This is a genomic window from Allorhizobium ampelinum S4 (assembly GCF_000016285.1).
Lineage (GTDB): Bacteria > Pseudomonadota > Alphaproteobacteria > Rhizobiales > Rhizobiaceae > Allorhizobium > Allorhizobium ampelinum.
This window is the reverse complement of the sequence record NC_011988.1, coordinates 849,629-876,607: the sequence shown is the minus strand read 5'-3', so window position 1 is coordinate 876,607 and position 26,979 is coordinate 849,629. Positions and strand designations below refer to the sequence as shown.

23 protein-coding genes are annotated in these 26,979 nt (G+C 57.9%); 9 read left to right on the top strand and 14 right to left on the bottom strand.

The genetic code is table 11. The features are described 5' to 3' along the window. Positions 1–5 precede the first annotated feature (5 nt). Positions 6–929: a 2-hydroxyacid dehydrogenase gene (locus AVI_RS20990; protein ID WP_012654149.1), complete on the bottom strand. Its 924-nt coding sequence runs from the start codon at positions 927–929 to the stop codon at positions 6–8. Between the two features lie 237 nt (positions 930–1,166). Between AVI_RS20990 and AVI_RS20985 the strand changes: the two genes are divergently transcribed. Both AVI_RS20985 and AVI_RS20980 read left to right on the top strand, forming a co-directional pair. Beyond that, positions 1,167–2,105 carry a GNAT family N-acetyltransferase gene (locus tag AVI_RS20985; protein WP_012654148.1) on the top strand — a complete coding sequence of 313 codons (939 nt, stop codon included), beginning with the start codon at positions 1,167–1,169 and terminating at the stop codon, positions 2,103–2,105. 272 nt (positions 2,106–2,377) lie between these two features. Next, positions 2,378–2,860 carry a hypothetical protein gene (locus AVI_RS20980; protein ID WP_012654147.1) on the top strand — a complete coding sequence of 161 codons (483 nt, stop codon included), beginning with the start codon at positions 2,378–2,380 and terminating at the stop codon, positions 2,858–2,860. 48 nt (positions 2,861–2,908) lie between these two features. Here AVI_RS20980 and AVI_RS20975 read toward each other — a convergent pair whose 3' ends face one another. Continuing rightward, on the bottom strand, positions 2,909–3,922 hold the full coding sequence (locus AVI_RS20975; protein WP_012654146.1) for a 1-aminocyclopropane-1-carboxylate deaminase: 1,014 nt from the start codon (positions 3,920–3,922) through the stop codon (positions 2,909–2,911). Between the two features lie 162 nt (positions 3,923–4,084). On the opposite strand from AVI_RS20975, the gene AVI_RS20970 reads away from it, so the two are divergent. Further along, positions 4,085–4,549, top strand: a complete 465-nt coding sequence (locus tag AVI_RS20970; protein WP_012654145.1) for an Lrp/AsnC family transcriptional regulator — start codon at positions 4,085–4,087, stop codon at positions 4,547–4,549. Here the strand turns inward: AVI_RS20970 and AVI_RS20965 are convergent, their stop codons facing one another. Beyond that, positions 4,550–5,215, bottom strand: coding sequence for a GntR family transcriptional regulator (locus tag AVI_RS20965; RefSeq protein WP_012654144.1), 666 nt, complete (start codon positions 5,213–5,215; stop codon positions 4,550–4,552). A 285-nt stretch (positions 5,216–5,500) separates the two neighbouring features. Between AVI_RS20965 and AVI_RS20960 the strand changes: the two genes are divergently transcribed. The 5 genes from AVI_RS20960 (at position 5,501) to AVI_RS20940 (ending at position 11,888) form a co-directional block, all read left to right on the top strand. Then, positions 5,501–6,778, top strand: a complete 1,278-nt coding sequence (locus tag AVI_RS20960) for an NRAMP family divalent metal transporter (RefSeq protein ID WP_012654143.1) — start codon at positions 5,501–5,503, stop codon at positions 6,776–6,778. Between the two features lie 34 nt (positions 6,779–6,812). Then, on the top strand, positions 6,813–7,577 hold the full coding sequence (locus AVI_RS20955) for a LamB/YcsF family protein (RefSeq protein WP_012654142.1): 765 nt from the start codon (positions 6,813–6,815) through the stop codon (positions 7,575–7,577). 114 nt (positions 7,578–7,691) lie between these two features. Beyond that, complete coding sequence (locus AVI_RS20950; RefSeq protein WP_012654141.1) at positions 7,692–8,498, top strand: putative hydro-lyase; 807 nt, start codon at positions 7,692–7,694, stop codon at positions 8,496–8,498. 7 nt (positions 8,499–8,505) lie between these two features. Continuing rightward, the gene (locus AVI_RS20945; protein WP_012654140.1) at positions 8,506–10,131 is read left to right on the top strand and encodes a 5-oxoprolinase subunit B/C family protein; all 1,626 of its coding nucleotides are present in this window, start codon (positions 8,506–8,508) and stop codon (positions 10,129–10,131) included. Between the two features lie 20 nt (positions 10,132–10,151). Further along, a complete protein-coding gene (locus AVI_RS20940) occupies positions 10,152–11,888 on the top strand; it encodes an acetyl/propionyl/methylcrotonyl-CoA carboxylase subunit alpha (RefSeq protein ID WP_012654139.1) in 1,737 nt (578 codons plus the stop codon). A gap of 68 nt (positions 11,889–11,956) precedes the next feature. Here AVI_RS20940 and AVI_RS20935 read toward each other — a convergent pair whose 3' ends face one another. Together AVI_RS20935 and nspC are read right to left on the bottom strand one after the other, a co-directional pair. After that, complete coding sequence (locus AVI_RS20935) at positions 11,957–13,198, bottom strand: saccharopine dehydrogenase family protein (protein ID WP_012654138.1); 1,242 nt, start codon at positions 13,196–13,198, stop codon at positions 11,957–11,959. A gap of 38 nt (positions 13,199–13,236) precedes the next feature. After that, positions 13,237–14,334, bottom strand: a complete 1,098-nt coding sequence (nspC, locus tag AVI_RS20930; RefSeq protein ID WP_012654137.1) for a carboxynorspermidine decarboxylase — start codon at positions 14,332–14,334, stop codon at positions 13,237–13,239. A 262-nt stretch (positions 14,335–14,596) separates the two neighbouring features. On the opposite strand from nspC, the gene AVI_RS20925 reads away from it, so the two are divergent. Continuing rightward, positions 14,597–15,487: a methylenetetrahydrofolate reductase gene (locus AVI_RS20925; RefSeq protein ID WP_012654136.1), complete on the top strand. Its 891-nt coding sequence runs from the start codon at positions 14,597–14,599 to the stop codon at positions 15,485–15,487. 6 nt (positions 15,488–15,493) lie between these two features. Here AVI_RS20925 and AVI_RS20920 read toward each other — a convergent pair whose 3' ends face one another. From AVI_RS20920 to groES, 9 genes are all read right to left on the bottom strand, one after another. Continuing rightward, the gene (locus AVI_RS20920) at positions 15,494–16,291 is read right to left on the bottom strand and encodes an ABC transporter permease (protein WP_012654135.1); all 798 of its coding nucleotides are present in this window, start codon (positions 16,289–16,291) and stop codon (positions 15,494–15,496) included. Next, positions 16,288–17,154, bottom strand: a complete 867-nt coding sequence (locus AVI_RS20915; protein ID WP_012654134.1) for an ABC transporter permease — start codon at positions 17,152–17,154, stop codon at positions 16,288–16,290. The genes AVI_RS20920 and AVI_RS20915 overlap by 4 nt, the downstream gene beginning before the upstream one ends. Before the next feature lie 298 nt (positions 17,155–17,452). Beyond that, positions 17,453–18,631: an ABC transporter substrate-binding protein gene (locus tag AVI_RS20910; RefSeq protein WP_012654133.1), complete on the bottom strand. Its 1,179-nt coding sequence runs from the start codon at positions 18,629–18,631 to the stop codon at positions 17,453–17,455. Positions 18,632–18,697: 66 nt separating this feature from the next. Beyond that, positions 18,698–19,792, bottom strand: a complete 1,095-nt coding sequence (locus AVI_RS20905; RefSeq protein WP_012654132.1) for an ABC transporter ATP-binding protein — start codon at positions 19,790–19,792, stop codon at positions 18,698–18,700. A 1-nt stretch (position 19,793) separates the two neighbouring features. Beyond that, a complete protein-coding gene (locus tag AVI_RS20900) occupies positions 19,794–21,857 on the bottom strand; it encodes a hydantoinase/oxoprolinase family protein (protein ID WP_012654131.1) in 2,064 nt (687 codons plus the stop codon). Next, positions 21,854–23,545, bottom strand: a complete 1,692-nt coding sequence (locus AVI_RS20895) for a hydantoinase B/oxoprolinase family protein (protein ID WP_012654130.1) — start codon at positions 23,543–23,545, stop codon at positions 21,854–21,856. Before AVI_RS20895 ends, AVI_RS20900 begins: the two co-directional genes overlap by 4 nt. Before the next feature lie 300 nt (positions 23,546–23,845). Continuing rightward, entirely contained in the window at positions 23,846–24,229 is a 384-nt protein-coding gene (locus AVI_RS20890) for a hypothetical protein (RefSeq protein WP_234617627.1), read from the bottom strand. Between the two features lie 619 nt (positions 24,230–24,848). Beyond that, positions 24,849–26,492 (bottom strand): chaperonin GroEL, encoded by a 1,644-nt coding sequence (groL, locus tag AVI_RS20885; protein ID WP_012654128.1) that lies wholly within the window; start codon positions 26,490–26,492, stop codon positions 24,849–24,851. A 67-nt stretch (positions 26,493–26,559) separates the two neighbouring features. Next, positions 26,560–26,856, bottom strand: a complete 297-nt coding sequence (groES, locus tag AVI_RS20880; RefSeq protein WP_012654127.1) for a co-chaperone GroES — start codon at positions 26,854–26,856, stop codon at positions 26,560–26,562. Positions 26,857–26,979 lie beyond the last annotated feature (123 nt).

Below are 26,979 nucleotides of genomic sequence, written 5' to 3'. Positions count from 1 at the left end.
AATCTTTAATATCCGCGCTCACGATCAACAAGGCCAATCATCTCTTCACCAGCGCGATGACGACGGATATTGTCGATCACCGCTATGGCGGCAGTCTCCGGCTGGGTGACGCTGGCAATATGGGGCGTGATGATCACATTCGCCTGCCGCCATAAAGGATGGTCCGATGGCAGCGGTTCGGGATCGGTGACGTCGAGAAAAGCGCTGGCGAGCTGGCCGCTCTCGAGCGCAGCCAGCAACGCCGCCTGATCCAGTTGCGCACCACGCCCGGCGTGAACGAGCGATGCTCCGCGCGGCAGGCGGGCAAACAGTTCGGCATTGAGGAAATGCCGGGTCTCTGCTGTCAGGGGCAAAAGACAGACGAGAATATCGGTCTGCTCCAGCAGATCCGGCAGCACTTCTATTCCGGCATGACAGGTGACATCATCGATTTCACGCGGCGAACGGCTCCAGCCTGACAGCTGAAAGCCGAACGGTTTCAACCGCTCCAGCGCCGCCTGCCCCAGCAGGCCAAGGCCCAGCACCGTCACCCGTTGAGCAGGCGCCTGAGATATCGGCAAAGACTGCCATTCACCTTGCTGCTGCTGGCGAAGATAGGCTGGCAGCTTGCGATGAACGGAAAGCACGGCAAGGGTGATATATTCCTGCATCATCCGAACGATTCCATCCTCCACCATCCGCACCAGCTTGACGGTATCGGGCAGCCGGCCGGGATCGAACTGATCAACACCGGCGCCGATGCAAAACAGCACTTCGAGATTGGCATAACGCTCGATCTCCTGCGGCATTGCCCAGGTCATCAAGTAGCGGACATGTTTGGGATCAACCGGCGATGGCGCGACATAAAAATCCACATCGGGCATGTCGCGCGCGAAGGCCTGCGCGAAGACCGCGCCACGCACCGGATCTGAGTTGAAGAGAAAGGCCATGATTATCCTAGAGCTGGACGGTCCCATCCGGCGTCATTGACGAGGCCGATGCGACAAAAAATGAGAGTTGGAGGTGAACGTAACGCGCTTTCATCAGGCTAAGTGTCGCTCTTGGCAGTTTTTTCGATAAAACCTGCTGGAAATTCATGCGGTTTCAGTGGAATCTATTGCCTTGGACGGTTTTAGATAAGGATCGGCGGCATCCTCTGCAAACCGACCCAATGCAAGGAAGACAATGTGACGGTGAAAACGTCGATCCAGGTGGAATCCTTTGAACTGACGTTAACAGACATTCATGACGTCGGCATCGACCGCCTGCATGGTCTTTCCGTCGCTGTCGGCTGGCCGCACCGGACTGAGGATTGGGCTTTTCTGCTGGCAAATGGCCAGGGCGTCGCGGCCATTGACCCTATTGACCGGGTGCTGGGCTCGGCAATGTGGTTTCCCATGGACGAAAATTTCGCCACCATCGGCATGGTGATTACCTCGCCACGCCTGCAAACGCAGGGAACAGGCCGCTGGCTGATGGAGCATATCCTCGCCAGCATCCCCTTCGCACGGCTGGGGCTGAACTCTACCCGTGCGGCAAGACGCCTCTATCGCAGTATCGGCTTTGCCATCGAAGCTCCGGTCTTTCAGTGCCAAGGCGAGGCAAGGCTATCCGAGGCAAGGCTGCCGCCGGAAACCACAAAGCCCCCCGATGGCGCACAGCTGCGCGCGATAACACCAGAGGATTTACCGGATGTCGCTGCGCTGGATGAAATTGCCTTCGGTGCAAATCGCCAGCGCTGGCTTGCCAACCTCCTGCCCCTGTCCGAAGGCGTGGCACTGCTGCGCGCCGGTAAAATCGTCGCTTTCGCGCTGTCGCGGCCCTTCGGGCGCGGTCATGTCATCGGCCCGGTGGTCGCCGCAAGCGATGAAGATGCCATCGCCGTGACGCGACCTCATGTCGCACGCCATCAGGGGCGGTTCCTGCGGCTGGATACGCGGCATAGCTCCGGTGCCTTTGCGGAGTTTCTGCTGGAATCCGGGCTTTCCCTGTTCGATACCGTCACCACCATGTCACTGCGAGCACCGTGGCCGGTCGGGCCAAAACGGGAACGCGACACCGATGGCAAGGGCCACTCAGAGCCCCATGCCATAACTTATGGATTGGCGAGCCAAGCACTGGGTTGACTAAGACACCCGGACAGTCGTAAAGCGGCGCTCCCCTATCGGTTCGAAGGTGATTGACCGCTGCTTCGCGGTCTCTCCCTTAGGCTGATGCAAGACTTTTTTAACATCCATGTCTTACAGCGCGATGCGTCGGCGACGACATCTGCGTTACGCTGTAACATATTCAATATACTGCATAATTTTCAACCTGACCGGTTGCGGTTGGGCCGATTATGCTGTAGCAGCGCCACCCCGGCATCTCACCGCCGGGCCATTCATGAGTTGCGAGTATTATGCCAAGATTGACCCCTTCCGCTCCGGTATTTCATCGGAAAATCGAAACCTTTTGCGAAGTGCGGCTTGCGCCGGCACTTGCCAAATCCGATTACCAAAATTTGCGCAGCTATATGCTCGGGCTGATCGTTCGTCAGGCCACCCCGCCTTTGCATGGCGGCCGTCCGAACTGGAAAGAAATCGGCGCCACCTGTCTGCTCAGTGAAGAGGGCCTCGCCACCGCGCGCCGCGAAGGCCGCCATGCTTTTGAAGCCATCATGCGCTGGGTCACGCTGGCCCAGAAGGCCAAGGCTGCGCCCGCACCGGCCCCTACTCCGGTCGCCCGTCCCGCCGCGGCCAAGACCATCATCCGCCCGGTCGGCATGCGCACCGTCTCTGCCAACAGCAACCGCCGCCCGGTGGATCGGATGCCCGCTGCGACCACAGCGACCACCACGACCCGCGCGACATTTGCCCCCAAGAAGGCTGGCGTTCGCGGCTAACATGTTTACGGACCGGCCCTTTTCGGGCCGGTCGTCTACCTGATGGTTTCAGCCGTTGCGGAACGCATACCCATAGCCGTTCAGGGCTGGCGCACCGCCCAAATGGGCGTAGAGCACTTTCGAGCCTTCCGGGAAATATCCCTTCTTCACCAGATCAATCATGCCCTGCATGGATTTCCCCTCATAGACGGGATCGGTGATCATTCCTTCCAGACGGCCCACAAGACGAATGGCATCCTTGGTTTCTTCCGAAGGGACGCCGTAAACCGGATAGGCATAATCCTCGACCAGGACGATATCCTCCGGGCGCATCTCACGGCCAAGCTTGACCAGATCCGCTGTGCGCTGGGCAATCTCCAGCACCTGGGCGCGGGTTTGATCCGGGGTGAAGGAGGCATCGATGCCGATAACATGGTCGGCGCGGCCATCCTTGGCAAAGCCAACCGCCATGCCCGCATGGCTGGAGCCGGTGACGGTGCAGACGACGATGTAATCGAATGCAAATCCCAAAGCCGCTTCCTGCGCCCGCACTTCCTCGGCAAAACCGACATAGCCCAGCCCACCATATTTATGCACGGAAGCGCCAGCCGGGATAGCATAGGGCTTGCCGCCCGCCGCCTTTACCTCCTCAATCGCCTCTTCCCAGCTGCGGCGGATGCCGATATCGAACCCGTCATCGACCAGCCGAACATCCGCACCCATGATGCGTGACAGCATGATATTGCCAACCCGGTCGTAAACCGCGTCTTCATGCGGCACCCAGGCTTCCTGTACGAGACGGCATTTGAAGCCGATCTTGGCCGCGACAGCCGCCACCATACGGGTATGATTGGACTGGACACCGCCAATCGACACCAGCGTATCGGCACCGGAGGCAATGGCGTCAGGGATGATATATTCCAGCTTGCGCAGCTTGTTGCCGCCAAAGGCCAGACCCGAATTGCAATCCTCCCGCTTGGCGTAAAGCTGCACCTTGCCACCGAGATGATCGGTCAGCCGCTCCAGTTTTTCGATTGGTGTTGGGCCGAAGGTCAGGGGGTAACGGTCAAAAGCGTCGAGCATGGAATCCTCATTGAAAATGGGGGTTGATAATGGCCAGATGCTAGACTTTTGGATGTGAAAGGTGCTTTCTAATTTACAATATAAAGCGCCTCATAATTCATTTTTTTCGAAGAATATGATGCAGACTCTGCCATTTTATCCATATAAACGAAAGCTTCTTCCATGAGTGAATCGCTGGATCGCATCGATCTGAAAATGATCCGCCTGTTGCAGAAAAACGGTCGTCTGACCAATGCCGAACTGGCCGAACAGGTCTCGATCAGCCCGGCCACCTGCCATAGGCGTACCCAAAAACTGTTTGCGCAGGGCTATATCACCGGTGTGCGGGCCATGGTGGCACCCGCCAAGGTCAACCGGGCGGCTCTGGTCATGGTTGGCGTGGTGCTGGACCGGTCAACACCGGACAGTTTTGCCGCGTTTGAAGCGGCGGTCGCCAAGCTGAATTTCGTGCTCGATTGCCATCTGGTGGCCGGCGATTTCGATTATTTCCTGAAAATTCGGGTCGGCGACATGGCCGATTTCAACCGGATTCATGGCAGCCAGCTGATCGCCCTGCCCGGCGTGCGGCAAACCCGAACCTTCTTCGTGATGAAGGAAGTGGTCGATAACCGGGCGCTGGAATTCTGATTAGCCAGCATCCGCCGTGGCGCGGGCAAATGCTGCCAACACCGTGCGCTCCGAGCGGACCAGATAAGAATCGAGAGCGGCAGCCGCCTCTTTCGCCTTGTCGGCTTCCAGCAGGCCGAGGATTTCGCCATTCAGCTCCACGAAGGGCGCGTGCAGCAGTTCAGGATCGTCCAGCAGGCCGAAGCTCAATCGTAGTTCCGCAGCGATTCGCGTATAGAAGTCGCTGAGACGGCTGCTGTCGGCGAGATCGACGATAGCGGCATGAAACTGCATATTGGCGCTGCCGACCCCCAGCCAGTCACGGCTATTGCGACAGGCCCGTGCGGTTTCCACCGCCAACCGCATCCGCCGGACGGCAGGATGTCCGGAAAACGCCTGCTCCAGCGCCTTGCACTCCACCAGCCGTCGCACCCTGTAGATATCGATGATCGAGGCCATGCTGGGAGTGGCGACAAACACACCGCGATTGGCCTCGTGGCGCAGCAAGCCATCCTTGGTCAGCAGCCGAAAGGCTTCCCGCAGCGAATTGCGCGACACGTCGAGCCGGGTGCTGAGTGCTGCCTCCGACAGCCGCTGGCCCGGCTTCAACTCCCCGGCGATCAGTTGATCGCGGATTTTTGTTACCAGTCGCTCCGCCAACGAAAGGCTTTCATCCTCGTCTGCCATAGGTCCCTCTTGTCCAACCGCGAACATGTTCAGCGGCGGCCATCCTTCGCCGGGACTATTGCCGATGCCCTCCGGCAGAGCAAGGCAGCGCGGAAAGCAGCGCAGACTTGCCCACACCATTGGCATGACCTGCCGATATCGCAGGCAAGCCGCTCAGGAAATAAACAGAATGATAGAACGATCAAATAAAATTGTTCAACAATATTGACGGAATTGTGAAACGTGGCAGACTGCCTGCATGGATCATCCGCAGAGGGGCGGATGACGATAAAACGGAGCAAATCCATGGGGCAAAATAAGCTCGCCACCGCAGACACGAATTTAGAAGCCAACGGCGATCCGGGAACGCCAAAATCGGCCAAGGCAAAGCGTTACGCCTTGCTATCGGCCATGTTCCTGATGTCGATGTCGGCTGTTGGCCCAGGTTTCATTACTCAGACAGCCACTTTCACCGTCAAGCTCGGTGCAGCTTTTGCCTTCGGCATCTTCGTTTCCATTATTATCGATTTCATCGTCCAGGCGAACATCTGGCGGCTCGTCACAGTCACCCGCATGCGCGCCCCGGCCATTGCCAACAGCGCCATTCCCGGCTCAGGCTACGTGCTGGCCGTGCTGGTCATCATTGGCGGGTTGTTCTTCAATATCGGCAATATCGGCGGCGCGGGTCTGGGTTTTAACGCCATGATCGATCTCGATCCGAAGATCGGCGGTGCCATCGGCGCACTTGCGGCCATCGGTATTTTCCTGTCTCGCCGGGCAGGTGTCGCCATGGACCGGGTGGTCTTTGTCGCGGCTTTCGTCAAACTCGCCCTCATTCTCTATGCAGCAATCGTCTCCGGCCCGCCGGTTGCCGAAGCGCTGCGCCAGACCATTTTGCCCGACACGATTGATTTCGCCACCATCACCACTATCGTCGGCGGCACCGTCGGCGGCTATATTACCTATGCTGGTGCCCACCGCCTGCTCGACAAAGGCATGGGCGGCGTTGAGAATATCGGTGCCGTCAACCGCGCGGCGTTCAGCGGCATCGCCATTACCGGCGTGCTACGTTACATCCTGTTTCTCGCCATTCTCGGCGTTGTCGCCAGCGGCACGGTCATCGACCTGTCTGGTAAGGCTGCCAATCCGGCAGGCCAGGCCTTCCATGCGGCTGCCGGCAATATCGGCTTTCGTCTGTTCGGCGCGGTGCTGCTGGCATCGGCCATGACCAGCATTATCGGTGCAGCCTATACATCCGTGTCATTTCTAACTGCCTTCAAGAAGGACATGACAGAGCGTCAGCGCAATTTTGCCACTGTCGGCTTCATCGCCTTCTCACTGATAAGCTACATGCTGATCACCACCCCGCCCGCGGCCATGCTGGTCTTCGTTGGCGGCCTGAACGGTCTCGTCCTGCCTATCGGCCTGTCGATCTTCATCTATGCCGCCTGGGCGCGCTCCGACCTGATGGGCGGCTATCGTTATCCGCGCTGGCTTTTGATCCTCGGCGTCCTCACCTGCGCGCTGACATGGTACATGGCCTATAAATCGGTCGGGCCAATCTTTGCCCTGCTTGGCCTGTAACAGCTGGTTCTCGATAGATAAGGAAGGAACGCACATGGCTGCCATCGATCTCAACAGCGACCTTGGGGAAAGCTACGGCGCATGGAGCATGGGCGACGATAGCGCCATGCTGGCCGTGGTCTCCAGCGCCAATATCGCCTGCGGTTTTCATGCGGGCGACCCGTCCGGCATCTGGAAAACCGTCAAGGCCGCCGCTGAAAATGGCGTGTCAATCGGCGCGCATGTCTCCTATCCTGATCGCGTCGGCTTTGGCCGCCGCGACATGGACGTGACCAGTGAAGAGCTGACCGCCGACGTGATCTACCAGATCGGCGCCCTGAAAGGCATGGCGGCGGCGGCCAACACCCGCGTCACCTACGTCAAGCCGCATGGGGCGCTCTATAACCGGATCGCCAATGATGCCCGTCAGGGCCAGGCGGTGATCGATGCCGTCAAAGCCATCGATTCCTCGTTGGTGCTGATGGGTCTCGCAGGCGCTCCTATTCTGGATCTCGCCCGCACGTCCGGCTTGAGCACCGTGGCGGAGGCCTTTGCCGACCGCGCCTATACGCCGCAAGGCCAGCTTGTCTCGCGCCGGGAAGCGGGCGCGGTGCTGCATGACGCGAAAAAGATCGCCAGTCGCATGGTGCAGCTTGCCCGCCAAGGCACGCTGGAAGCCATCGATGGCAGCGTGATCAAGGTGGAAGCGCAATCAATCTGCGTGCATGGCGACAGCCCCGGCGCGGTCGCCATTGCCCAGGAAATCCGCAGGCGTTTCGAGGCTGAGGGCATTGCCGTCCAGCCATTTGTAACTGCTTAAAGCGTGTTGCGGCTTATCAGCCTCAAGCAACACGCTTTAAGTTTTTGTTTTACGCATGTCGTTACCGCAAAACCGCTGCACACTTTTGCGCGACATGCTCTAGGGAGAGAGACGATGATTGCCTTGAAGCATCTGGCGCATTGGGATGTCGAACCGGCGCGTGCCGCCCGCGCCCGTTATCGCAGTGGAGACGTGGAACCTACATCTGGCGTCGCCCCTGGCTTCACCCAGGCCAATATGATCGTCCTGCCGCGCGACTGGGCCTTTGACTTCCTGCTCTATGCGCAACGCAATCCCAAGGCCTGCCCGGTCCTTGATGTTTCCGATCCCGGCTCGCATCTGACGGAACTGGCCAAAGGTGCCGATCTGCGCACCGATCTGCCGCTCTACCGGATCTGGCGCGATGGCAAGCTGGCGGAGGAAACACCCGACGCTACCGCCGCCTGGGCAGAGCATCCCGATCTCGTCAGTTTTCTGATCGGATGCAGCTTCACCTTTGAGACGCCGATGGTGGAGGCCGGCATCGAGATCCGCCACATGACAGATAAAAGCAATGTGCCGATGTATCTGACCAATCAACCCTGCCGCCCGGCAGGCCGGTTGCATGGCAATATGGTGGTGTCGATGCGGCCAATTCCTGCCTCGCGGGTGGCCGATGCTGCGACGATTTCCGGGCGGTTCCCGGCTGTGCATGGCGCACCGGTTCATGTCGGCGCGCCGGAACAGATCGGCATTGTCGATCTGGCCAAGCCGCAATTCGGCGATCCCGTCCGCATCGAGCCGGGCGAAGTGCCGGTATTCTGGGCCTGTGGCGTCACGCCGCAAGCAGCTGTAATGGCGTCGGGCGTCCCCTTTGCCATCACCCATGCGCCCGGCCATATGTTCATCACCGATATTCTCGATTCCGCCTATCACGCCTGAGGTTCCGATGCGCTTTCTCCCCGTCAGCCTGACGACGATGCTGGTCGAGCTTGCCAATCTCGATGAGACCTTGGCTCTGTTCGCCTCGCTTCAGGCAAGCCCCATCCCCGGCATCGATGAAATGGTACCCGCCGCTCGGACCTTGATGATCCGGTTTCGCCCGCAGACCATCAGCGCGCAAGCCCTGGCGGCTGAGGTTAGCACCCGCGACCTGTCCGCCAAACTGGCCCCATCCGATCATCTGGTCGAAATACCCGTAGACTATGACGGCGAAGATCTGGCCGACGTGGCGGAACTGACCGGGCTTGCCGTGGAAGAGGTTATCCGCCGCCATACGGAAAGCACGTTTACGGTTGCTTTTTGTGGCTTTGCGCCGGGCTTCGGCTATCTCGTCGGCGGCGACCCGGCCTTGCATGTGCCGCGCCGCAAAAGCCCGCGCACCCGCATTCCCGCTGGCGCCGTGGCACTGGCAGGTGCCTTCAGCGGTGTCTATCCGCAGGCCAGCCCCGGCGGTTGGCAAATCATCGGCGTGACACCGGAGAAAATGTGGGATCTCAGCCGCGATCCGCCAGCACTGTTTCAGCCCGGCTATCAGGTGCGCTTCACCGATATGGCAAAAGCGGTCCATCCGGTTGTTATTCCTGCAAGCGATGAAGCCCCTAGCAATCCGGCTGATGGGCTTTCCGAGACGAATGGCGCGGGGCATTTGACCGTGCTTGCCGCCCCCATGCCTGCGGTGTTCCAGGACCTTGGCCGTCTCGGCCAGACCGGCCAGGGCGTTTCCGCCTCCGGTGCTCTGGACCAGGGAGCCTTGAAGGCAGCCAATCGCGTGGTGGGCAATCCATCGGGCCTCCCCTGTCTGGAAATCACCCTTGGTGGCTTTTCTTTTGAAAGCGATAGCCGCGCCGTCATCGCGCTGACCGGTGCGCCCTGCCCGGTCGCTATTCGGGATGCCTCGGGTCGGGTGATGCAAGCTGAAACCTATCAGCCGATTGCGCTGGAACCCGGCGATATCGTCAGCCTTGGCCAGCCTCCACAGGGCATGCGCAGCTATCTTGCCGTGCGCGGTGGTTTTGCGGTCCAGCCGGTGCTGGGCAGCTATGCCACCGATACGCTGGCCGTGGTCGGACCTGAGCCGGTGACGGCAGGCACGGTTCTGACGCTGAAGGGCAACAGCGAGGGTCTCGCCGCCGTTTCCCTGCATGAATCTCCACCGCAAGATCTGCCGAGCGCAGGCGATATCGTCACGCTGGACGTCGTGCTTGGGCCGCGCACCGATTGGTTCACCGAAAAAGGTCTGGCGACGCTGACGGACCAGCTTTGGCAGGTGACGCCGCAATCCAGCCGCGTCGGTATCCGGCTTGCGGGCGACGTGCCGCTGGAGCGGATCGACAGCGCCGAACTGCCAAGCGAAGGCACCGCCACCGGTGCCATTCAGGTGCCGCATAGCGGCCAGCCGGTGCTGTTTCTGGCAGACCATCCGCTGACCGGTGGCTATCCCGTCATCGGCACGGTTGCCGAATATCATCTGGATCTTGCGGGACAGATCCCGATCAACGCCCGCATCCGCTTCCGGCCCATTGCCCCTTTCGCAGACATCACCCCTGTCGATGCCCCAGCCGCGAACGCATAGTGATAAAAGAGGAGACACCGATGAAGAAAGTGCTGATCGCCAACCGGGGCGAAATCGCCGTTCGCATCATCCGCGCCTGTCGCGATTACGGGCTGCAATCCGTCGCGGTCTATGCCGATCCGGATATCGACGCGCTGTTCGTGCAGCTTGCCGATGAAGCCTATGGGCTGTCCGGTGCCAAGCCGTCGGAGACCTATCTCGATATCGCCAAGCTGATCGACATTGCCAAACGATCCGGCGCGGACGCCGTCCATCCCGGCTACGGCTTTCTGTCGGAGCGCTCCGAATTTGCGCGTGCGGTGATCGATGCCGGTCTGACCTGGATCGGCCCTGATCCGCAAGTCATCGAAGCGCTAGGCGACAAGGTTGAGGCGCGGCGGATTGCCACCAGCGTCGGCGCGCCACTGGTGGCGGGCAGCGATGGGCCGGTGGACACCGCCGAGGAGGTGATTGCCTTTGCTGAGCGCCACGGCCTGCCTGTTGCCATCAAGGCTGCCCATGGCGGCGGTGGGCGTGGCTTGAAAGTCGCCTGGAAAATGGAAGAGATTCCGGAGCTTTACGCATCGGCAGTCCGCGAGGCGACCGTCGCCTTTGGCCGTGGCGAATGCTTTTTGGAGCGCTTCCTCGACCGGCCCCGCCATATCGAAGCGCAGGTGATTGCCGATAAGCACGGCACCGTGCTGGTGCTCGGCACCCGCGATTGCTCCTTGCAGCGGCGAAACCAGAAACTGGTGGAAGAGGCCCCGGCACCCTTCCTCACCGATACGCAGCGCCAATCCATCCATGATGCCGCCAAGGCGATCTGCGCAGCAGCGGGCTATAGCGGCGCGGGAACGGTGGAATTCCTGCTGGGCGTTGACGGTACGATTTCCTTTCTGGAAGTGAACACCCGGCTACAGGTCGAGCATCCGGTGACGGAAGAAACCACCGGCATCGATCTCGTCATCGAACAGTTCCGCATTGCAGAAGGTCTGCCCTTGGCGATCACGCAAACACCCGCGCCACGCGGTCATTCCATCGAGTTTCGCATCAATGCCGAAGATCCGGGCCGTGGCTTTCTGCCAACCCCGGGCACGATCACCCGGTTTACGGCCCCGTCCGGCCCCGGCGTGCGGCTCGATAGTGGTGTGGATACCGGATCCACCATTCCCGGCGTCTATGATTCGCTGATGGCCAAGCTGATCGTCACCGGTGCCACCCGCGAGCAGGCCCTGCAAAGGGCAAGACGCGCCCTGAAGGAATTCCAGATCGAAGGCGTGGCAACCGTGCTACCCTTCCACCGTGCCGCCATTGAAACCGTCGATTTCATCGGCACTGATGGTTTCAAGGTCCATACCCGTTGGATCGAGACCGATTTCGCCGCCATGCCTGAAGCAGCCATGCGACCAGAGCCAGCCATCGACACCTCGCTGATCCGCACCCATGTGGAAATCGATGGCAAGCGCCATGCCCTCGGCATTCCGGCCCAGCTTCTCGCCGGGCTTGGCAGTCTGTCAGTCAATGCTGGACAGACAGCGGCAGGCGATACAGGAAACACGCCGGAAAAAGGCGCCATCACAGCCCCGGTATCCGGCACGGTACAATCATTCAAGGTGAAGGATGGAGATCGGGTTGCGGCAGGTGATCTTCTCGCCGTTATGGAGGCGATGAAGATGGAGACGCAGATCACGGCGACAACAGCTGGAACCGTCAGTCTCGTCGCAAGCGAAGGCGACTATCTGGCTGCGGGAAGCCTGCTGTTGAAGATTGTCGCGTAACAACGTTTGATTTTCTCCACCCTTGGAAAAGACCAAGGGTGGAGACGGGCAATGCCGTTTCAAAAAACTTACGAAAAATCCAACGCCCGGTCGCCGTCTTCATCCTTGATGCGGGTCGGCAGGCCGATATGGTTGAGGATGTTGAGGAAAGGCCGTGGCGGCAGTTCCTCGACATTGGCCATTTTCTTCACGTCCCATTCGCCGGTCGCCACCAGCATGGCAGCCGCCACCGGCGGAACGCCAGCCGTGTAGGAAATGCCCTGGGAGCCGACTTCGTTATAGGCTTCCTTATGGTCGGCGACATTGTAGATGAAGACGGTCTTTTCCTTGCCGTCCTTCAGCCCCTTCACGTAATCGCCAATGCAGGTCTTGCCTTCATAGTCAGGTGCCAGCGATGACGGGTCGGGCAGGCAGGCCTTGACCACTTTCAGCGGCACGACGTCCGAGCCATCGGCCAACTTGACCGGCTGTTCGGAAAGCAGACCAATGCTCTTCAGCACGGTGAAGACATTGATATAGTGATCGCCGAAGCCCATCCAGAAGCGCACATCGGCACCGTCCATGTTCTTGGCCAGCGAATGCACTTCGTCATGACCGCAGAGATAGGCGCGGCGCGTGCCGACCACCGGCAGGTCGTAATCCTTGCCGATCTCGAACATCTTGTTGACCTGCCATTCGCCCTTCTGCCACGAATAGACAACGCCCGTGAATTCGCGGAAGTTGATTTCGGGGTCGAAGTTGGTGGCAAAATATTTGCCATGGCTGCCAGCGTTGATATCGACGATATCGACATCCGTGACCTTGTCGAGATATTCATCCTTGGCAAGGCGGGCATAGGCATTGACAACGCCGGGGTCGAAACCAGCGCCGAGAATGGCGGTAATGCCCTTCTCTTCACATTCCGCGGCCCGCTTCCATTCGTAGTTTCCATACCATGGCGGCGTCTCACAGATCTTGTTCGGCTCTTCGTGGATCGCCGTGTCGATATAGGCAACGCCGGTATCCATGCATGCGCGCAGCACCGACATGTTGAGGAAAGCGGTGCCGACATTGATGACGATCTGCGAGCCGGTCTTTTCAATCAGCGCCTTGGTGGCGTCGATATCCAGGGCGTCAAGCGCATGGCCTTCCAGCACGCCCGGCTGCTTCATGGCGTTCTTTTCATGCACGGAGGCGATGATGGCGTCGCATTTGCCCTTGGTGCGCGAGGCGATATGGATATCGCCCAGCACGTCGTTATTCTGGGCGCATTTATGCGCAACGACCTGGGCGACACCGCCAGCGCCGATAATGAGCACGTTCTTCTTCATGATGCGGACTAACTCCTTTTGTCCAATCGTCAGAAGCCTCAAGAGAGGCTTTGTTCAAAGTCCGCGTAGGAAAACTCGCGGACAGTCCTGATGCTGCCATCCAGTTCACGGATGGCGATGGACGGCATTTTCACGCCGTTAAACCAGTTCTTCTTGACCATCGTATAGCCTGCGGCATCCTGGATGGAAATCCGGTCGCCGACCTTCAAGGCTTCAGGGAAACGAAACTCGCCAAATACATCGCCTGCCAGGCACGATTTGCCGCAAATCATATAGCTGTGGTCACCTGCATTCGGCTCCAGTTTGGCGGTTTCGCGGTAGATCAGCAGATCGAGCATATGCGCCTCGATGGAACTATCGACAATGGCGAGGTTCTTGCCATTATACAGCGTATCCAGAACCGAGACTTCCAGCGTCGTTGATTTGGTGATCGAGGCCTCACCTGGCTCCAGATAGACCTGAACGCCGTATTCGCCTGAAAACCGCTTCAACCGCTCGGCGAACTGCGCCAGCGGATAATCTTCTCCGGTAAAGTGAATACCGCCACCGAGGCTGACCCATTCGGCACGATGCAGCAGCGAGCCGAATTTCGCCTCGATGTCCGAGAGCATGCTGTCAAACAGCGCGAAATCCTTGTTTTCGCAATTGTTATGGATCATGAAGCCGCTGATCCGATCCATGACCTTTTCCACCTTGGCCGCATCCCATTCCCCAAGCCGCGAAAACGGCCGGGCCGGATCGGCTAGGTCAAAGCTGGACGAGCTGACCTGGGGGTTCAGCCTCAAGCCGCGGGTAATGCCGGAGGCCTTGTCGCCATAGCGCTCCAACTGGCCGACCGAATTGAAGATGATCTTGTCGGCGTGTGAAATCACCTCATCAATTTCATTGTCGCCATAGGCAACGCTATAGGCATGGGTCTCGCCGCCGAATTTCTCGCGGCCGAGCCGGACTTCGTAAAGCGAGGACGAGGTGGTGCCATCCATATAGTCGCGCATCAGGTCGAACACCGACCAGGTGGCAAAACATTTTAACGCCAGCAGCGCCTTGGCACCGGAGGTCTCGCGCAGAAGCGCGATCTTTTCCATATTGGAAAGGAGCTTGCTCTTGTCGATGAGATAAAACGGGGTCTGAAGCACGATGGCTACGCCTTTCCATGAATTCGAAGGGGTCGTTTAAGAAATCTGGCCCTTGAAGGCAAGTCGCTCCGGCCTTTTCCCGGAAAAATGCTTCAACCTGATGACATCCCATTATTTTTCCAGCCGAAAAGAGCTCATATCCACCCGGATGAAGATATTACGAATATCTCAAATGCATCAGTGACTTGAGCTTGTCGCAAATTAGAGCGGATTTTCGCCATGGAGATGCTAAACACTGGCGGGAGCATTGCGGAGAAAGACCATGATGGACAAAGCGGTTCTGACGGATCATCGCGAATATCCTGCCGATCAGGGCAATCTTCTGGACGCATGGTCCATTGAGGTCACTCCGCGGACGGCAGCGAAAATCGCCAGTTTTCAGGCGCTGCTGCCAGCGGGGACCCGAATCTATATCGCCCATGTCGATGGCACACCTTTCGAGGACATGGTCGCGACCGCCAGGCGCCTTCATGGGCAAGGCTTTCCGGTCATGCCGCATATTCCAGCTCGCAGTATCGCCGATGTCACGCAACTGGAAGACCTGTTAAAGCAATACCGGGATGAAGCCGATGTGCGCCAGGCACTTCTGCTGGCCGGCGGCATCGCAAAGCCACGCGGCACGCTTTCCAGTTCGATGGAGCTGATTGAAACCGGCTTGTTCGACAGGCTCGGCTTTACGCATCTGCATATTGCCGGCCACCCCGAAGGCAACCGCGATATCGATGCCGATGGCTCCACCACACAAATCGATGCGGCCCTGCGCTGGAAGTTCGACTTCTCCAGCCGGACGGATGCGCAGATGGCCATTGTCACCCAATTTGCCTTCGATGCCAAAGTGATCATCGACTGGGCCGAGCGAATCGACGCCCTCGGGATCGGATTGCCGATCCATGTCGGCATTGCCGGACCTGCAAAGCTCCAGACATTGATCAAATATGCAATCTCCTGCGGGGTCGGGCCGTCTTTGAAAGTGCTGCAAAAACGCGCGCTCGACCTGCGCAAACTGCTAATGCCTTATGAGCCGACGGACATGGTTGGGCAGTTGATCGCCTACAAGGCCGAAAATCCGCAGAGCAACATCAGCAAGCTGCATCTGTTTCCGCTTGGCGGCATCGAGCCTGCGGCCCGTTGGATCGACCAATATAAGCCCTGAGGACGACTATCCGGCTTTGGTTTTTGAGCCTGCAAAAGCGGCAATGACAGCCACGCAAAACACCGAGATGATGAAAATCGCGCCGGACATCGCGTAGATCGTCGGAGACGCGCCGCCATTCATCTTGCCGAACAACACGACCGGAAGCGTATTCTGCCGCCCAGCCAGATAGAAGGCGCGGGTAAACTCGTTCAGCGACAAAAGAAACGAGAAGATGAAGGCGCTAATCAGGCCTGGGCGGATCAGCGGCAGGGTAATGTCACGAAACTGCCGCCAGCGGCTGGCGCCGAGATCCGCTGCCGCCATCAGGAAGACGGGCCGCACGGCGGAAAAACCGGTGAGAATGACGATAAACGCGAAGGGCATGGCCCAGAGCAGGTGTCCGGCTGTCAGTGTCCAGATCGAGGCCTTGATGCCGCTGCGGCTGAACACCGTGGACAGCGCCAGCCCCTGGATGACACCCGGCACGAACATCGGCAGAATCACGGCAAGAAACCATATGTCGCGGGTTCTTCGCAGCTCGAAATAGGCCAGCGCCGCCATAAGCGATAGCAGCGTGGCGCCTGTTGCCGTCAACAGGGCAACGCTGGCTGATTGCCAAAGGGCCGCCATCAGCGCTGGTTCCGCTGGAAGGGCGGCATACCATTTCACCGTCAGATCCGACAGGTTTGGCAGGCCGGGCTGGAGCGACGGATTGAAGGAAACCCCCAGCAGATAAAGTGGCGGCGCATAGATCGCGACAAGGCCGAAAATCGTCATGGTCCAAATCAATATCTGGTTTGCCCGACCTTCCGCGCTCATCATGCCGAACGATCCCCAAACAGAGCCGCCAGGCCGAACAGCCGGTTTCCAACTAGCACCATGCCGAACACCACGATCAGGACGATGGTGGAGATTGCAAAGGCCAGTGGGTAATTTGCCACCCGCATCACATCATTGATCATCACGGTCACGATGGAGGCCCCTGCCCCGCCAAGCATTTGCACTTCAGTAGAAGACCCAGCGACCATGACGAACACGAACAGGAAGCCAGCAAACAGACCGGACCGGGTGAGCGGCAGGAGAATGGTGACGAGTATGCGCCAGAAGCCGGCGCCGAGATCCTGCGCGGCGGCAAGTACGGTCCCATCCACCCGGCGCATGGCGAGCAGCAAGGGAAAGGTGGCAAACGGCAGATAAGAGGCGACCAGCCCGACAATGACAGCGAAGTCGCTGAACAGCAGCCAGTCGACCGGTGCGCTGGTCAGACCGAAATGTTGCAGCCAACCGTTGATCACTCCGGTCCGCCCCAGCACCAACCGCCAGGAAAACGAGCGGATCAGGTAGGAGGTGAAGAACGGAATCGTCATCAGAGCCAGGAGCACTACCGACAGCCTGCGGCCAGCCAGAAAATGCACCGCATAGGCGGCGGGATAAGCGAAAACCAGACAGATCACCGCCGTCAGGAAGGCCTTGGCAAGCGTGGAGACAATCACCGTCCAGCGTCCGGCCTGGAGAATGGCGGCGTAGCCTGCCAGGCTGAGATCCGGCTTGATCCAATAAGTCAAGGGGTCCCAGGACCAGAAGCTCCACACCAGCACCACCAGCAACGGCGCCAGCCCAAGCGCCAGCAGTGCCAGCAAAGGCGGCGCCATCAGCAGGACAGGCAATCGTCCGGTAGATTTCATGCACGCTCCATGGGTGATTATGCTGCAAATTTAGAGCACAGCGACATTTTTTATGAGTTTTACAAAACGCATGGCGCATTCAAATCATCAGAGACCTGTCGCCGGGCGAAACACGGCGATAGGCTGGCTTTAGAGTTTGTCAGGGAAAAGTGGAAACCGGTTTTCCCGAAAAGACAAACGAAAACAAGCGAATCTAGAGTCTGTCTGGTTCAATATGAACCTGACAGACTCTAGTATTTATGCCCCAAAACCACAGATGCGGTCTTACAGTCTGTTGCGGCGATTATTGGATAGACTGTTAAGCATTGCGGAGTTTCTGCCACCATTCTTCATAGAGTTGGAAATTGTCCGGCCGGGTATTCTGCCAGAAGACCTTGCCGGCGAACTTGGCTTTGACGTGGTCAGCCCGCGCCTGCACCTCTTCCGGCTTATATTCGTCAGGATGTGCCTTGGCATAGACGACGTTGTTGTCGGTTGGGACGAGATAGCCCCGCGCCTTGCCAAGCTCGCAGCCATAGAGACCGCCCAAAAGGCCATTGACGAATTGATGCGCGGCATCGCTCACACCGCGTTCACCAGCACCCTTGAGCAGAACCGTATTGTTGGCCCAGCCTTCATAGCCCTCGACGGGGGCGGCATAATCGACTTTCAGTCCGCGCTTGCGGCCTTCATAGACAATCGGCTCCCAGCCGGTCATCGCGTCAACTTCTTCATTGGCAACCAGTTGGACACCCTGTTCCCAGCCATTCCAGAAGGTGCGGAACTGTCCGTCCTTCTTGTGCTTGATCAGGAATTCCATCACCAGACCAAGTTCGGATTCGCTGAGATTGCCCGGGTCCTTGATCGGCTTGTTTTCGCTTTCCTTGAGGTAGATCGCAGCGAAGACCGCGCTGTTGATCCAGGCATCCTCCATGGCGACCTTGCCCTTCATCTTCGGGTCGAAGATCACGCCATAACTATCAACCTTGCCAAGCTTATCGGAGCGATAGATGATCGAGTCGGCATTCACAACGGTCGGAATACCGTATTGCTTGCCCTCGTGCTTGAGGTAGGGAATGTCGCGCGCCCATTGCCAGATGCTGTCGTAATTGGCGATCTTGCTGACATCCCACGGGATAATCGCGCCTTGACGGGCCAATTCCTTTTCAGCACCGCCCTGAAAACCGCCAATGTCGAACAAATCATTGGCATTGCCGGCGGCCAGACGGGCAATGACAGGACCAAGGTCGTTGCCATTGTCGGTAAATTCAGGCTTTACACCATTTTGGGTGGCAAATTCCACCCATTTTTCACCGATATCAAGCGTCGCCGTGCCCCAGAAAGCCACAGACTTCGCCTCTGCGGCAAAGGCCGAACGGCCAAGCCCCAGATGACCGGCCGCCAGCGCCAACCCGCCAGCACCGGCAAATTTCAAGAGGTCGCGCCGTTGCATATTGCTTCGGTTGACCGAAAATCCATTTTTCAAAGTCGTTGTCATTGTTGTTCCCTTGTTCTCACTGATGAGACCCCATTTTATGCACGTCTCATGCCACAGACGGCGGCTTTACACCGCATGCGGCAATCCCTTGTCGGATGTCAAAAGAGCGGCACCCGGCTTTATCGACAGGCCCACATCCTGCCCGACGGTCAAAGACGGCGCATCTGCATCACAGATCGCCGTCAAGGTCTGCCCGTCTCCAAACGCCAGAGTGACATCCCGATGCAATCCGCGAAAAGTGGTCGAAACCACACGCAGCGCCAATTGACGGGGTGCCCCGCCAGCTGTCGTTCGGACCTCGGGCTCGATGACCAGCCGGTCGGAGCGGATCACCACCAGGTTGGCGCTAACATTGCCATCCGGGACCGTGACCGGCACCGACTGACCAGCGATGATTGCCACAGTGTCCTCTCCAGATCCTTCCAGCCGCTCAGGCCGCAGAAGATTATCCATGCCGATGAACCGAGCGACAAAGGCATTGGCGGGCGCATGAAAAAATTGGTCGGGCCGGCCAAGCTGTTCGATCCTGCCCTGATGCATGATGGCCATCCGGTCGGAAAGGCTGAGCGCCTCATCCTGATTATGGGTGACAAGAATGAAGGTGGCACCGGTACGCTTGTGGAGGCGACCGAATTCATTGCGCATCTGCTGGCGAAGCCGTTCATCCAGGCCCGTCAAAGGTTCGTCCAGCAGCAATATTCCAGGCTCCATCACCAGAGCACGCGCCAGAGCCACGCGTTGCCGCTGGCCGCCGGACAGCAAATTGACATCACGCTCGCCAAATCCGGACAGTTCCACCAGATCCAGTGCCTCCCCAACCTTCGCATCGAGTGCTGTGCCGGAAAGACCGCGCAGCTTCAATCCGTAACCAATATTACGCGCCACCGACATATGCGGAAACAGACCCAGCCCCTGGAACACGGTATTGACCGGGCGGCGATTGGCAGGCACCGCCGCCATATCCTTGCCATCAAACAGAATCCGTCCCGCATTCGGCTGGTCAAATCCGCCAATCAGCTTCAACAGCGAGCTCTTTCCGCTGCCGGAAGACCCAAGCAGGGTGAAGAACTCCCCTGCCTTGATCTCCAGCGACAGGTCATCGACCGCCCGGATCGGACCATGACTGCGCGTCACAGCGTCTATGCTGATGGATATGGCCATCCTATGCGGCCTGCATGTCCGTTTCGTGAATGACAAGAATACCAGTTTCGGTCAGGCTGGCTGACTGGCCCTCAAGCACAAGTGTCGTCGCCGTCGCCTCTTCGATCAGCAGTGGGCCGAATACAGGCTGACCGACAGGAAGCCGGGCCCGCTCGTAAACGGCACAGGTCTGCCAACCCATGGATCCACCGAAATAAACCTTCCTTTCGCCGACCCTGGCCGCGTCAATCGTCATGTCTTGCCTTTTCAGTTTTGGCAGGGAAATGACCTGCCCTTTCAAAACGGCTTCGAGATGCAGCGTCGTCAGTTCGATCTCGGCTGCGGGCAGGCGAAAAGCATAGGCGCGTTCATGAACATCATGAAACCTTTGGCTGAAAGTTTCAATGGTGTCGCCCGCCTCGAACCTCGCAAAAACACCATGTTCCTGACCTTTATAGCGCGCTTCAATCTGGTGATTGAATGCCACCTGCGCCTCAGCGCCCGCCGAAAAATAGGCGATGGCTTGCCGCTCCAGCAATGTGAACCGGGTAGCGGCCTCCTCCAGTGCCTGGTCGGCCAACAGGTGAAACCAGGTTTCGCGGAAGTCGGCACGGGGTTCGGCTGCCAGCATGCCCCAGGCGGAAAAAATCCCGGGATGCGGCGGCACGACCGTCGCCTTCACACGCAATTCGCGCCCGAGATGGCTGGCCAGCGCCGGACCGGCGCCGCCACTGATCACCAGACTGGCATCACGTGGATCATGGCCGCGCTGAACCGTCACCAGTTTCAGGGCATTGATCATGCTGGCATGGGCAATGTCCATGATCGCACCCGCAGCATCCTCAATCGACATATTCATTGGCCCGGCCACGGTTGCAATGGCGCTTGCCGCCTTCTCCTTGTCCAGATGCAGCGTGCCATCGGCAAAGGTAGCGGGATCAAAAATGCCGAGCGTCAGCAATGCATCTGTTAGCGTCGGCTTTGTGCCGCCGCGCCCGTAACAGGCAGGTCCAGGGGCCGAACCGGCGCTTTCGGGGCCAACGCGCAAGCTGCCGCGCGCATCGATCCAGGCGATAGAGCCACCGCCTGAACCGATTTCGACGATATCAACGACCGGCACCTGCACGGGATAGCCAGGCTGGATGCGGGTGTGTTCCAACCGGTATTCGGTATTCAGCGTCGGACGCCCATCATGGATCAGCGAGCATTTTGCTGTCGTACCGCCGACATCCAGCGACAGGATTTCGCTCTCGCCAAGCTCCACCCCGATGCGTGCCGCCCCGGCAACCCCGCCCGCCGGACCAGATTCCACCAGCGTCAGCGGCTGTTGCACAGCCTGATCGAAGGAGGAAATGCCACCATTGGATTGCATGGCATAGTAAGGACACGTCAGATTGCGCCGGGCGAGCGCGAATTCCATCATTTCGAAATATTGCTGGATGGCCGGCTGAACATAGGCATTCAGCACGGTCGTATTGGTGCGCTCATATTCCCGCCATTGCCGAGAAACCTCGTGACTGGCGCAGATCGAGGCAAATGGCAGGGCATCGGCCAGAATATCGGCGCAGACCTTCTCATGCTCGGGATTGGCATAGCTGTGCAGAAACAGGATGGCGACCGCATCCACATCTTCGAGTGTGCAAACGCGGATGATTTCGCGCAAATCGTTCAATTCGATTGGCAGGAGCACCTTGCCGGACGCATCGACCCGCTCACGCACCTCGAAGCGAAGATGACGAGGCACGAAAGGTTCGGGACTATGGAAATGCAGATTGTAAAGGTCCGGCCGATTGCCACGACCGATTTCCAGCACATCTCGGAACCCGGAGGTGGTGATAAGTGCGGTCTTTGCCCCCTTGCGCTCGGTAATCGCGTTTATCACCGTGGTGCCGCCATGGGCAAAGAAGGTGATGTCGCGGACCCGCAAACCATCCTTGCGCTCGCTGACATCGATCGCATCGAGCACGCCGCCGGACTGGTTATCTGACGTCGTCAGGCTTTTCGCGGTAAAAATCTCGCCGCTGCCCTCATCATAGCCGACGAGATCGGTAAAGGTTCCACCTACATCTGTTGCCAATCGGATCATTCTTCAATCCTCCCACGGTAACCATAGAGGCTGGTCGCTGCCTCCGCGCTGACAAAACCATTCTTCAAATCTGTTTCAATCAAAGCCGGATCGCGATCGCCGGGATCGCCCCATCCACCACCGCCACCGGTGACGATGCGCACGACATCGCCCGTCCTCAGCGCAATATCGGCAGAGCGGCCATAGCAGGCGTTTTCGCCCGATGCGGCCAGAACCTGAAGGCTATTGGCCGTACCATCATGGCCGCCGTCCATGCCCCATGGCAGGGTGCGGGTGCGGCCAAAGCTGCAATAGGCAGAGGCCTTGTCGCCGAGGATCTCATATTCCCTGATGATCCCGAAACCGCCGCGCATCCGCCCAGCCCCGACGCCACCTTCGATATTCAGGCCATACCGCCGCACCAGCAAAGGAAAACGCGCTTCGATCACTTCGACGGAATAATTGTAGGTATCGCCATCCGTCAGCGAAATCAGCGCATTGGCGCCGTCCCTGTTGATACTCGCACCCCAGCCGCCATGCTGCGGCTCGATGTGAATGAACGGTCGGCCACTACGGTCATTTCCTGAGATATAGGCGACACAAAGGCTGGAATAGGAACCGGCGGAAAACCGCTCCGGCACCAGCGCCGCCAGCGCCTTCCAGACCAGTTCCGAAGCATGGACCGAGCCCTCGTAATACCATCCGGTCGGTGAGGGTTTTTCGGCGGTAAACACGGTTCCTTGTGGCGCGATCACAGTCAAAGGCCGGAACCAGCCCTCGTTTGATGGCGACTGCGGTGCCACAAGCGCCTTCAGGATCGTCCTGACTGCCGATTCCAGCGCGCCTCGTGAGCAATTGATCGGTCCCGCCACGGCGGGAGGACAACCGGTGAAATCAGCGGTGATTTGATCGCCAGCAATGGTCACCGCCACTTGCACGGCAATCGGATCGACTGTGACGCCATCGCCATCGATAATGTCGCTGGCCCGGTAAATGCCGTCGGGAAGTGCGGCAATTGCCTGACGGCTCTGCCGTTCGCTGACATTGAGGATATGGTCGAATGCGGCGATCAAGGTGGGAGCGCCGTATTTGGCAGTGAATTCTTTCATGCGCCGGGCCGCAACCCGCACTGTGGCGATCTGTGCCGTCAAATCGCCAAGCGCGATCTCGGGCATGCGGACATTTTCCGAGATGATGTGCAGAATGTCAGAGGAAAGCATGTCGTTGCGAACGATTTTGACGCCCGGCAACCGCAGACCTTCCTGATAAACCGAGGTTGCAGCAGGCGAAAGACTGCCCGGAACCGATCCGCCAACATCGAGATAATGAGCGACATTAATGGCAAAGGCGAGCAGCACGTCATCGACGAAAATCGGCTTGACGATCGCAAAATCGCAAGCATGCGTCCCGCCGGCATAGGGATCGTTGGTCAACAAAATATCGCCATCGGCCATATCCGCCCCGAAACGGTCGATCAGCGACTTGACCTGACGGCCGAACGTGCCGGTAAACAGAGTGATGCCGTTCATCTGGGCGATCAACTCACCCTTTGCCGTCAAGACACCGCAGGCAAAATCCAGCACTTCGTAGATCACCGGGCTCATGCTGGTGCGGGCCATAACGATGCCCATTTCATCGACGGTGGCAATCAACTTGCCCTCGATGATTTCCTGGGTCACCGGATCGAATGGGTGCCTGCCCGCCATCATGCCACTAACGTCTCCCTACTGAAACTCATGAAGGAGAGTTTAGGCTCACAACTCAGGCGCGACCAGCCTGCCAGAAGAGTAGGGTTGCAAGACCCAACCCCACCCGTTCGGGTAGGGTGCCAATTCAGGCCACACGCGACCTACATTCGCCCGCGCCACACTGACACGACAAGCGTCGATAATGATCAAAAATATTAGAATTAAACGAATTAGATATCTCAAACACTTCAGACGCTTGAGATATTCGCAAAGGCAATACCAACTGCCATTTTCAATGACCCTTGATATTACAACCCTGCTTCAGGACACAGTCGGGAAAATGAACACGCCAGCAATCGAGCCATTATGGCTGCCGAGCGCACAGGACTTTCCCATGCAAAAGACCGGTTGTTTGGTCGAAAGGCTTTTGACGATTACGGTGGAATAGTAAAAAGAGGACACTGTGCTGGCTGCCTTTTCGAATATTTCGAGAATAGACATCCTATCCTTATAGTCATAGCAGCGCGTGATCGTCAGAAGGCCACATTCCTGGCTGCTCAATCCATGAAATGTAGCGGTTTTTGCGCCAATTTTGACCACGCCATTGTTAAGGTCGCCCGACCATTGCTCGATAAGGCCGTAAGGCAAGGTCCAACTGCCGATGCCGTTGTTACCGGCAATTTCTTCGGTGTCTACCGTTTGCATCAATCCTGCAATTTTAAACAAGACATTCCCCATCAGACGTATTGTTCAACCGGCATGATCCAAATCTCGATCTGGACTACTTTTCGAGAGTAATGCCGCAAAAGCAGGATGCGTTTTTGCAACCAAGAACGAACGGCCACGTCAAACTTTCACGGCTCTCACGCTTATTCTTCTCTCCTGAAGCTCGCGTTTTTCCGTGCAGCCATGCCGCACATTCAAAACATTGCCGCAATCTTCAGCGCGGGATGCGTTATAAATAATGAATGTAATTCATATACTCAGGAAAATTGATAAAAAAAAGTTAAATTTAAACGTTATTTTGAATGAAATGGATTTTCTATTTTATGGGAATGACGAAGAGGAATAATAAATCCAATAACATTGACAGTATCCCTAGTCGAAACGACAGGAGAGCTAATCTTGGCTTCAGTTGACGAGGCCTTCAAATCGTATCTGGATTGCTTGCGCATCCAATGACAGGCTGAGCAACAATCACTGGAAATTTTTGGCGCAAATGCGGGGCACAGGGTCCTTTTAAACAGCAAAAGGGCGGCTTTAAAGCCGCCCTTCAGAGAGTCTGAACTCTATCAAGATGTCGAGTAATAAGGCTTTCGCCTTATTACATCATACCACCCATGCCGCCCATGCCGCCCATGTCAGGCATGCCGCCGCCAGCCGAATCCTTCTTCGGCAGTTCAGCAATCATGGCTTCCGTGGTGATCAGCAGCGAAGCAACCGAAGCTGCGTTCTGCAGGGCTGTGCGAACAACCTTAACCGGGTCAACGATACCCATGGCAATCATGTCACCAAACTCGCCGGTCTGGGCATTGTAGCCGTAGTTGTCGTTGTCCTTGTCGAGGATCTTGCCAACGATGATGGAAGCTTCGTCGCCTGCGTTTGTTGCAATCTGGCGAACCAGAGACTGCAAAGCGCGGCGAACGATGTTGATGCCAGCTTCCTGGTCGTCGTTGACACCCTTCACGGTGATCTTGGTGGAAGAGCGCAGCAGAGCTGTACCGCCGCCAGGAACGATGCCTTCCTGAACAGCAGCGCGTGTTGCGTTCAGAGCGTCGTCGATGCGGTCCTTGCGTTCCTTAACTTCGATTTCCGTCGAGCCGCCAACGCGGATCACGGCAACGCCGCCAGCGAGCTTGGCCAGACGTTCCTGAAGCTTTTCGCGGTCGTAATCGGAAGAAGTTTCTTCGATCTGAGCCTTGATCTGGGCAACGCGGCCTTCGATGTCGGACTTCTGACCAGCGCCATCAACGATGGTGGTGTTTTCCTTGGTGATGGAGATCTTCTTGGCGCGGCCGAGCATGTCGAGGGTGACAGTTTCGAGCTTGATGCCGAGATCTTCGGAAATAACAGTACCACCGGTGAGGATAGCAATGTCTTCCAGCATAGCCTTGCGGCGATCGCCGAAGCCAGGAGCCTTGACAGCAGCAATCTTCAGGCCGCCACGCAGCTTGTTGACAACCAGCGTTGCAAGAGCTTCGCCTTCAACGTCTTCAGCAATGATGACGAGTGGCTTGCCGGTCTGCACAACAGCTTCCAGAACAGGCAGCATAGCCTGCAGGTTGGAGAGCTTCTTTTCGTGCAGCAGAACGTAGGCGTCTTCCAGGTCAGCAACCATCTTTTCAGGGTTGGTGACGAAGTAAGGCGACAGGTAGCCGCGGTCGAACTGCATGCCTTCAACGACTTCAAGTTCGGTTTCAGCGGTCTTGGCTTCTTCGACGGTGATAACACCTTCGTTGCCAACCTTCTGCATGGCTTCAGCAATGTCTTTACCAACCTGCGTGTCACCGTTTGCAGAGATCGTACCAACCTGAGCAACTTCTTCAGAAGTGGAGATCTTCTTGGCCTTGGCCTGAAGGTCCTTGACAACTTCAGCAACAGCCAGATCGATGCCGCGCTTCAGGTCCATTGGGTTCATGCCGGCAGCAACAGCCTTGTTGCCTTCGCGCACGATAGCCTGAGCCAGAACGGTAGCCGTCGTGGTGCCGTCGCCTGCGATGTCGTTGGTCTTGGAAGCAACTTCCCGAACCATCTGGGCGCCCATGTTTTCGAACTTGTCTTCCAGTTCGATTTCCTTGGCAACAGATACACCGTCCTTGGTGATGCGCGGAGCGCCGAAGGACTTGTCGATGATAACGTTACGACCCTTAGGGCCGAGTGTTACCTTTACAGCGTCAGCAAGGATATCAACGCCGTGCAGCATCTTTTCGCGCGCAGTGCGGCCAAACTTGATTTCTTTAGCAGCCATTTTCAAACTCCCGGGTATCTAACCCATTGGTGAATTGGTTAAAAGGAAGAAGGGGAATGCGGCTCAATCAGCCGATAACGCCCATGATGTCGGCTTCCTTCATGATCAGCAGGTCAACGCCGTCGAGCTTGACTTCGGTGCCAGACCACTTGCCGAACAGAACGCGGTCGCCAACTTTAACGTCCAGAGCAACCAGAGCGCCCTTGTCATCGCGTGTGCCTGGGCCAACAGCGATGATTTCGCCTTCAGCTGGCTTTTCCTTGGCGGTGTCAGGAATGATAATGCCGCCCTTGGTCTTTTCTTCGGACTCAACGCGCTTAACAACTACGCGGTCGTGCAGCGGACGGAAATTGGTGCTTGCCATTGTCTAATCCCTCGATCAAATGACATTCGCGGGCCGAAACGGCCCCGCATGGATATTGTTAGCACTCAGTCAGTTCGAGTGCTAGCGAGCCTGAGATAAGGACGGTTCCGGACTGAGTCAAGG

Bases quoted from the DNA above. Each gene is read 5' to 3' on its own strand.
- AVI_RS20990 (WP_012654149.1), bottom strand. From the start codon at position 929: ATGGCCTTTCTCTTCAACTCAGATCCGGTGCGTGGCGCGGTCTTCGCG.
- AVI_RS20980 (WP_012654147.1), top strand. From the start codon at position 2,378: ATGCCAAGATTGACCCCTTCCGCTCCGGTATTTCATCGGAAAATCGAA.
- AVI_RS20975 (WP_012654146.1), bottom strand. From the start codon at position 3,922: ATGCTCGACGCTTTTGACCGTTACCCCCTGACCTTCGGCCCAACACCA.
- AVI_RS20970 (WP_012654145.1), top strand. From the start codon at position 4,085: ATGAGTGAATCGCTGGATCGCATCGATCTGAAAATGATCCGCCTGTTG.
- AVI_RS20965 (WP_012654144.1), bottom strand. From the start codon at position 5,215: ATGGCAGACGAGGATGAAAGCCTTTCGTTGGCGGAGCGACTGGTAACA.
- AVI_RS20960 (WP_012654143.1), top strand. From the start codon at position 5,501: ATGGGGCAAAATAAGCTCGCCACCGCAGACACGAATTTAGAAGCCAAC.
- AVI_RS20955 (WP_012654142.1), top strand. From the start codon at position 6,813: ATGGCTGCCATCGATCTCAACAGCGACCTTGGGGAAAGCTACGGCGCA.
- AVI_RS20950 (WP_012654141.1), top strand. From the start codon at position 7,692: ATGATTGCCTTGAAGCATCTGGCGCATTGGGATGTCGAACCGGCGCGT.
- AVI_RS20945 (WP_012654140.1), top strand. From the start codon at position 8,506: ATGCGCTTTCTCCCCGTCAGCCTGACGACGATGCTGGTCGAGCTTGCC.
- AVI_RS20940 (WP_012654139.1), top strand. From the start codon at position 10,152: ATGAAGAAAGTGCTGATCGCCAACCGGGGCGAAATCGCCGTTCGCATC.
- AVI_RS20935 (WP_012654138.1), bottom strand. From the start codon at position 13,198: ATGAAGAAGAACGTGCTCATTATCGGCGCTGGCGGTGTCGCCCAGGTC.
- AVI_RS20925 (WP_012654136.1), top strand. From the start codon at position 14,597: ATGATGGACAAAGCGGTTCTGACGGATCATCGCGAATATCCTGCCGAT.
- AVI_RS20920 (WP_012654135.1), bottom strand. From the start codon at position 16,291: ATGATGAGCGCGGAAGGTCGGGCAAACCAGATATTGATTTGGACCATG.
- AVI_RS20915 (WP_012654134.1), bottom strand. From the start codon at position 17,154: ATGAAATCTACCGGACGATTGCCTGTCCTGCTGATGGCGCCGCCTTTG.
- AVI_RS20910 (WP_012654133.1), bottom strand. From the start codon at position 18,631: ATGACAACGACTTTGAAAAATGGATTTTCGGTCAACCGAAGCAATATG.
- AVI_RS20905 (WP_012654132.1), bottom strand. From the start codon at position 19,792: ATGGCCATATCCATCAGCATAGACGCTGTGACGCGCAGTCATGGTCCG.
- AVI_RS20900 (WP_012654131.1), bottom strand. From the start codon at position 21,857: ATGATCCGATTGGCAACAGATGTAGGTGGAACCTTTACCGATCTCGTC.
- AVI_RS20895 (WP_012654130.1), bottom strand. From the start codon at position 23,545: ATGATGGCGGGCAGGCACCCATTCGATCCGGTGACCCAGGAAATCATC.
- AVI_RS20890 (WP_234617627.1), bottom strand. From the start codon at position 24,229: ATGCAAACGGTAGACACCGAAGAAATTGCCGGTAACAACGGCATCGGC.
- groL (WP_012654128.1), bottom strand. From the start codon at position 26,492: ATGGCTGCTAAAGAAATCAAGTTTGGCCGCACTGCGCGCGAAAAGATG.
- groES (WP_012654127.1), bottom strand. From the start codon at position 26,856: ATGGCAAGCACCAATTTCCGTCCGCTGCACGACCGCGTAGTTGTTAAG.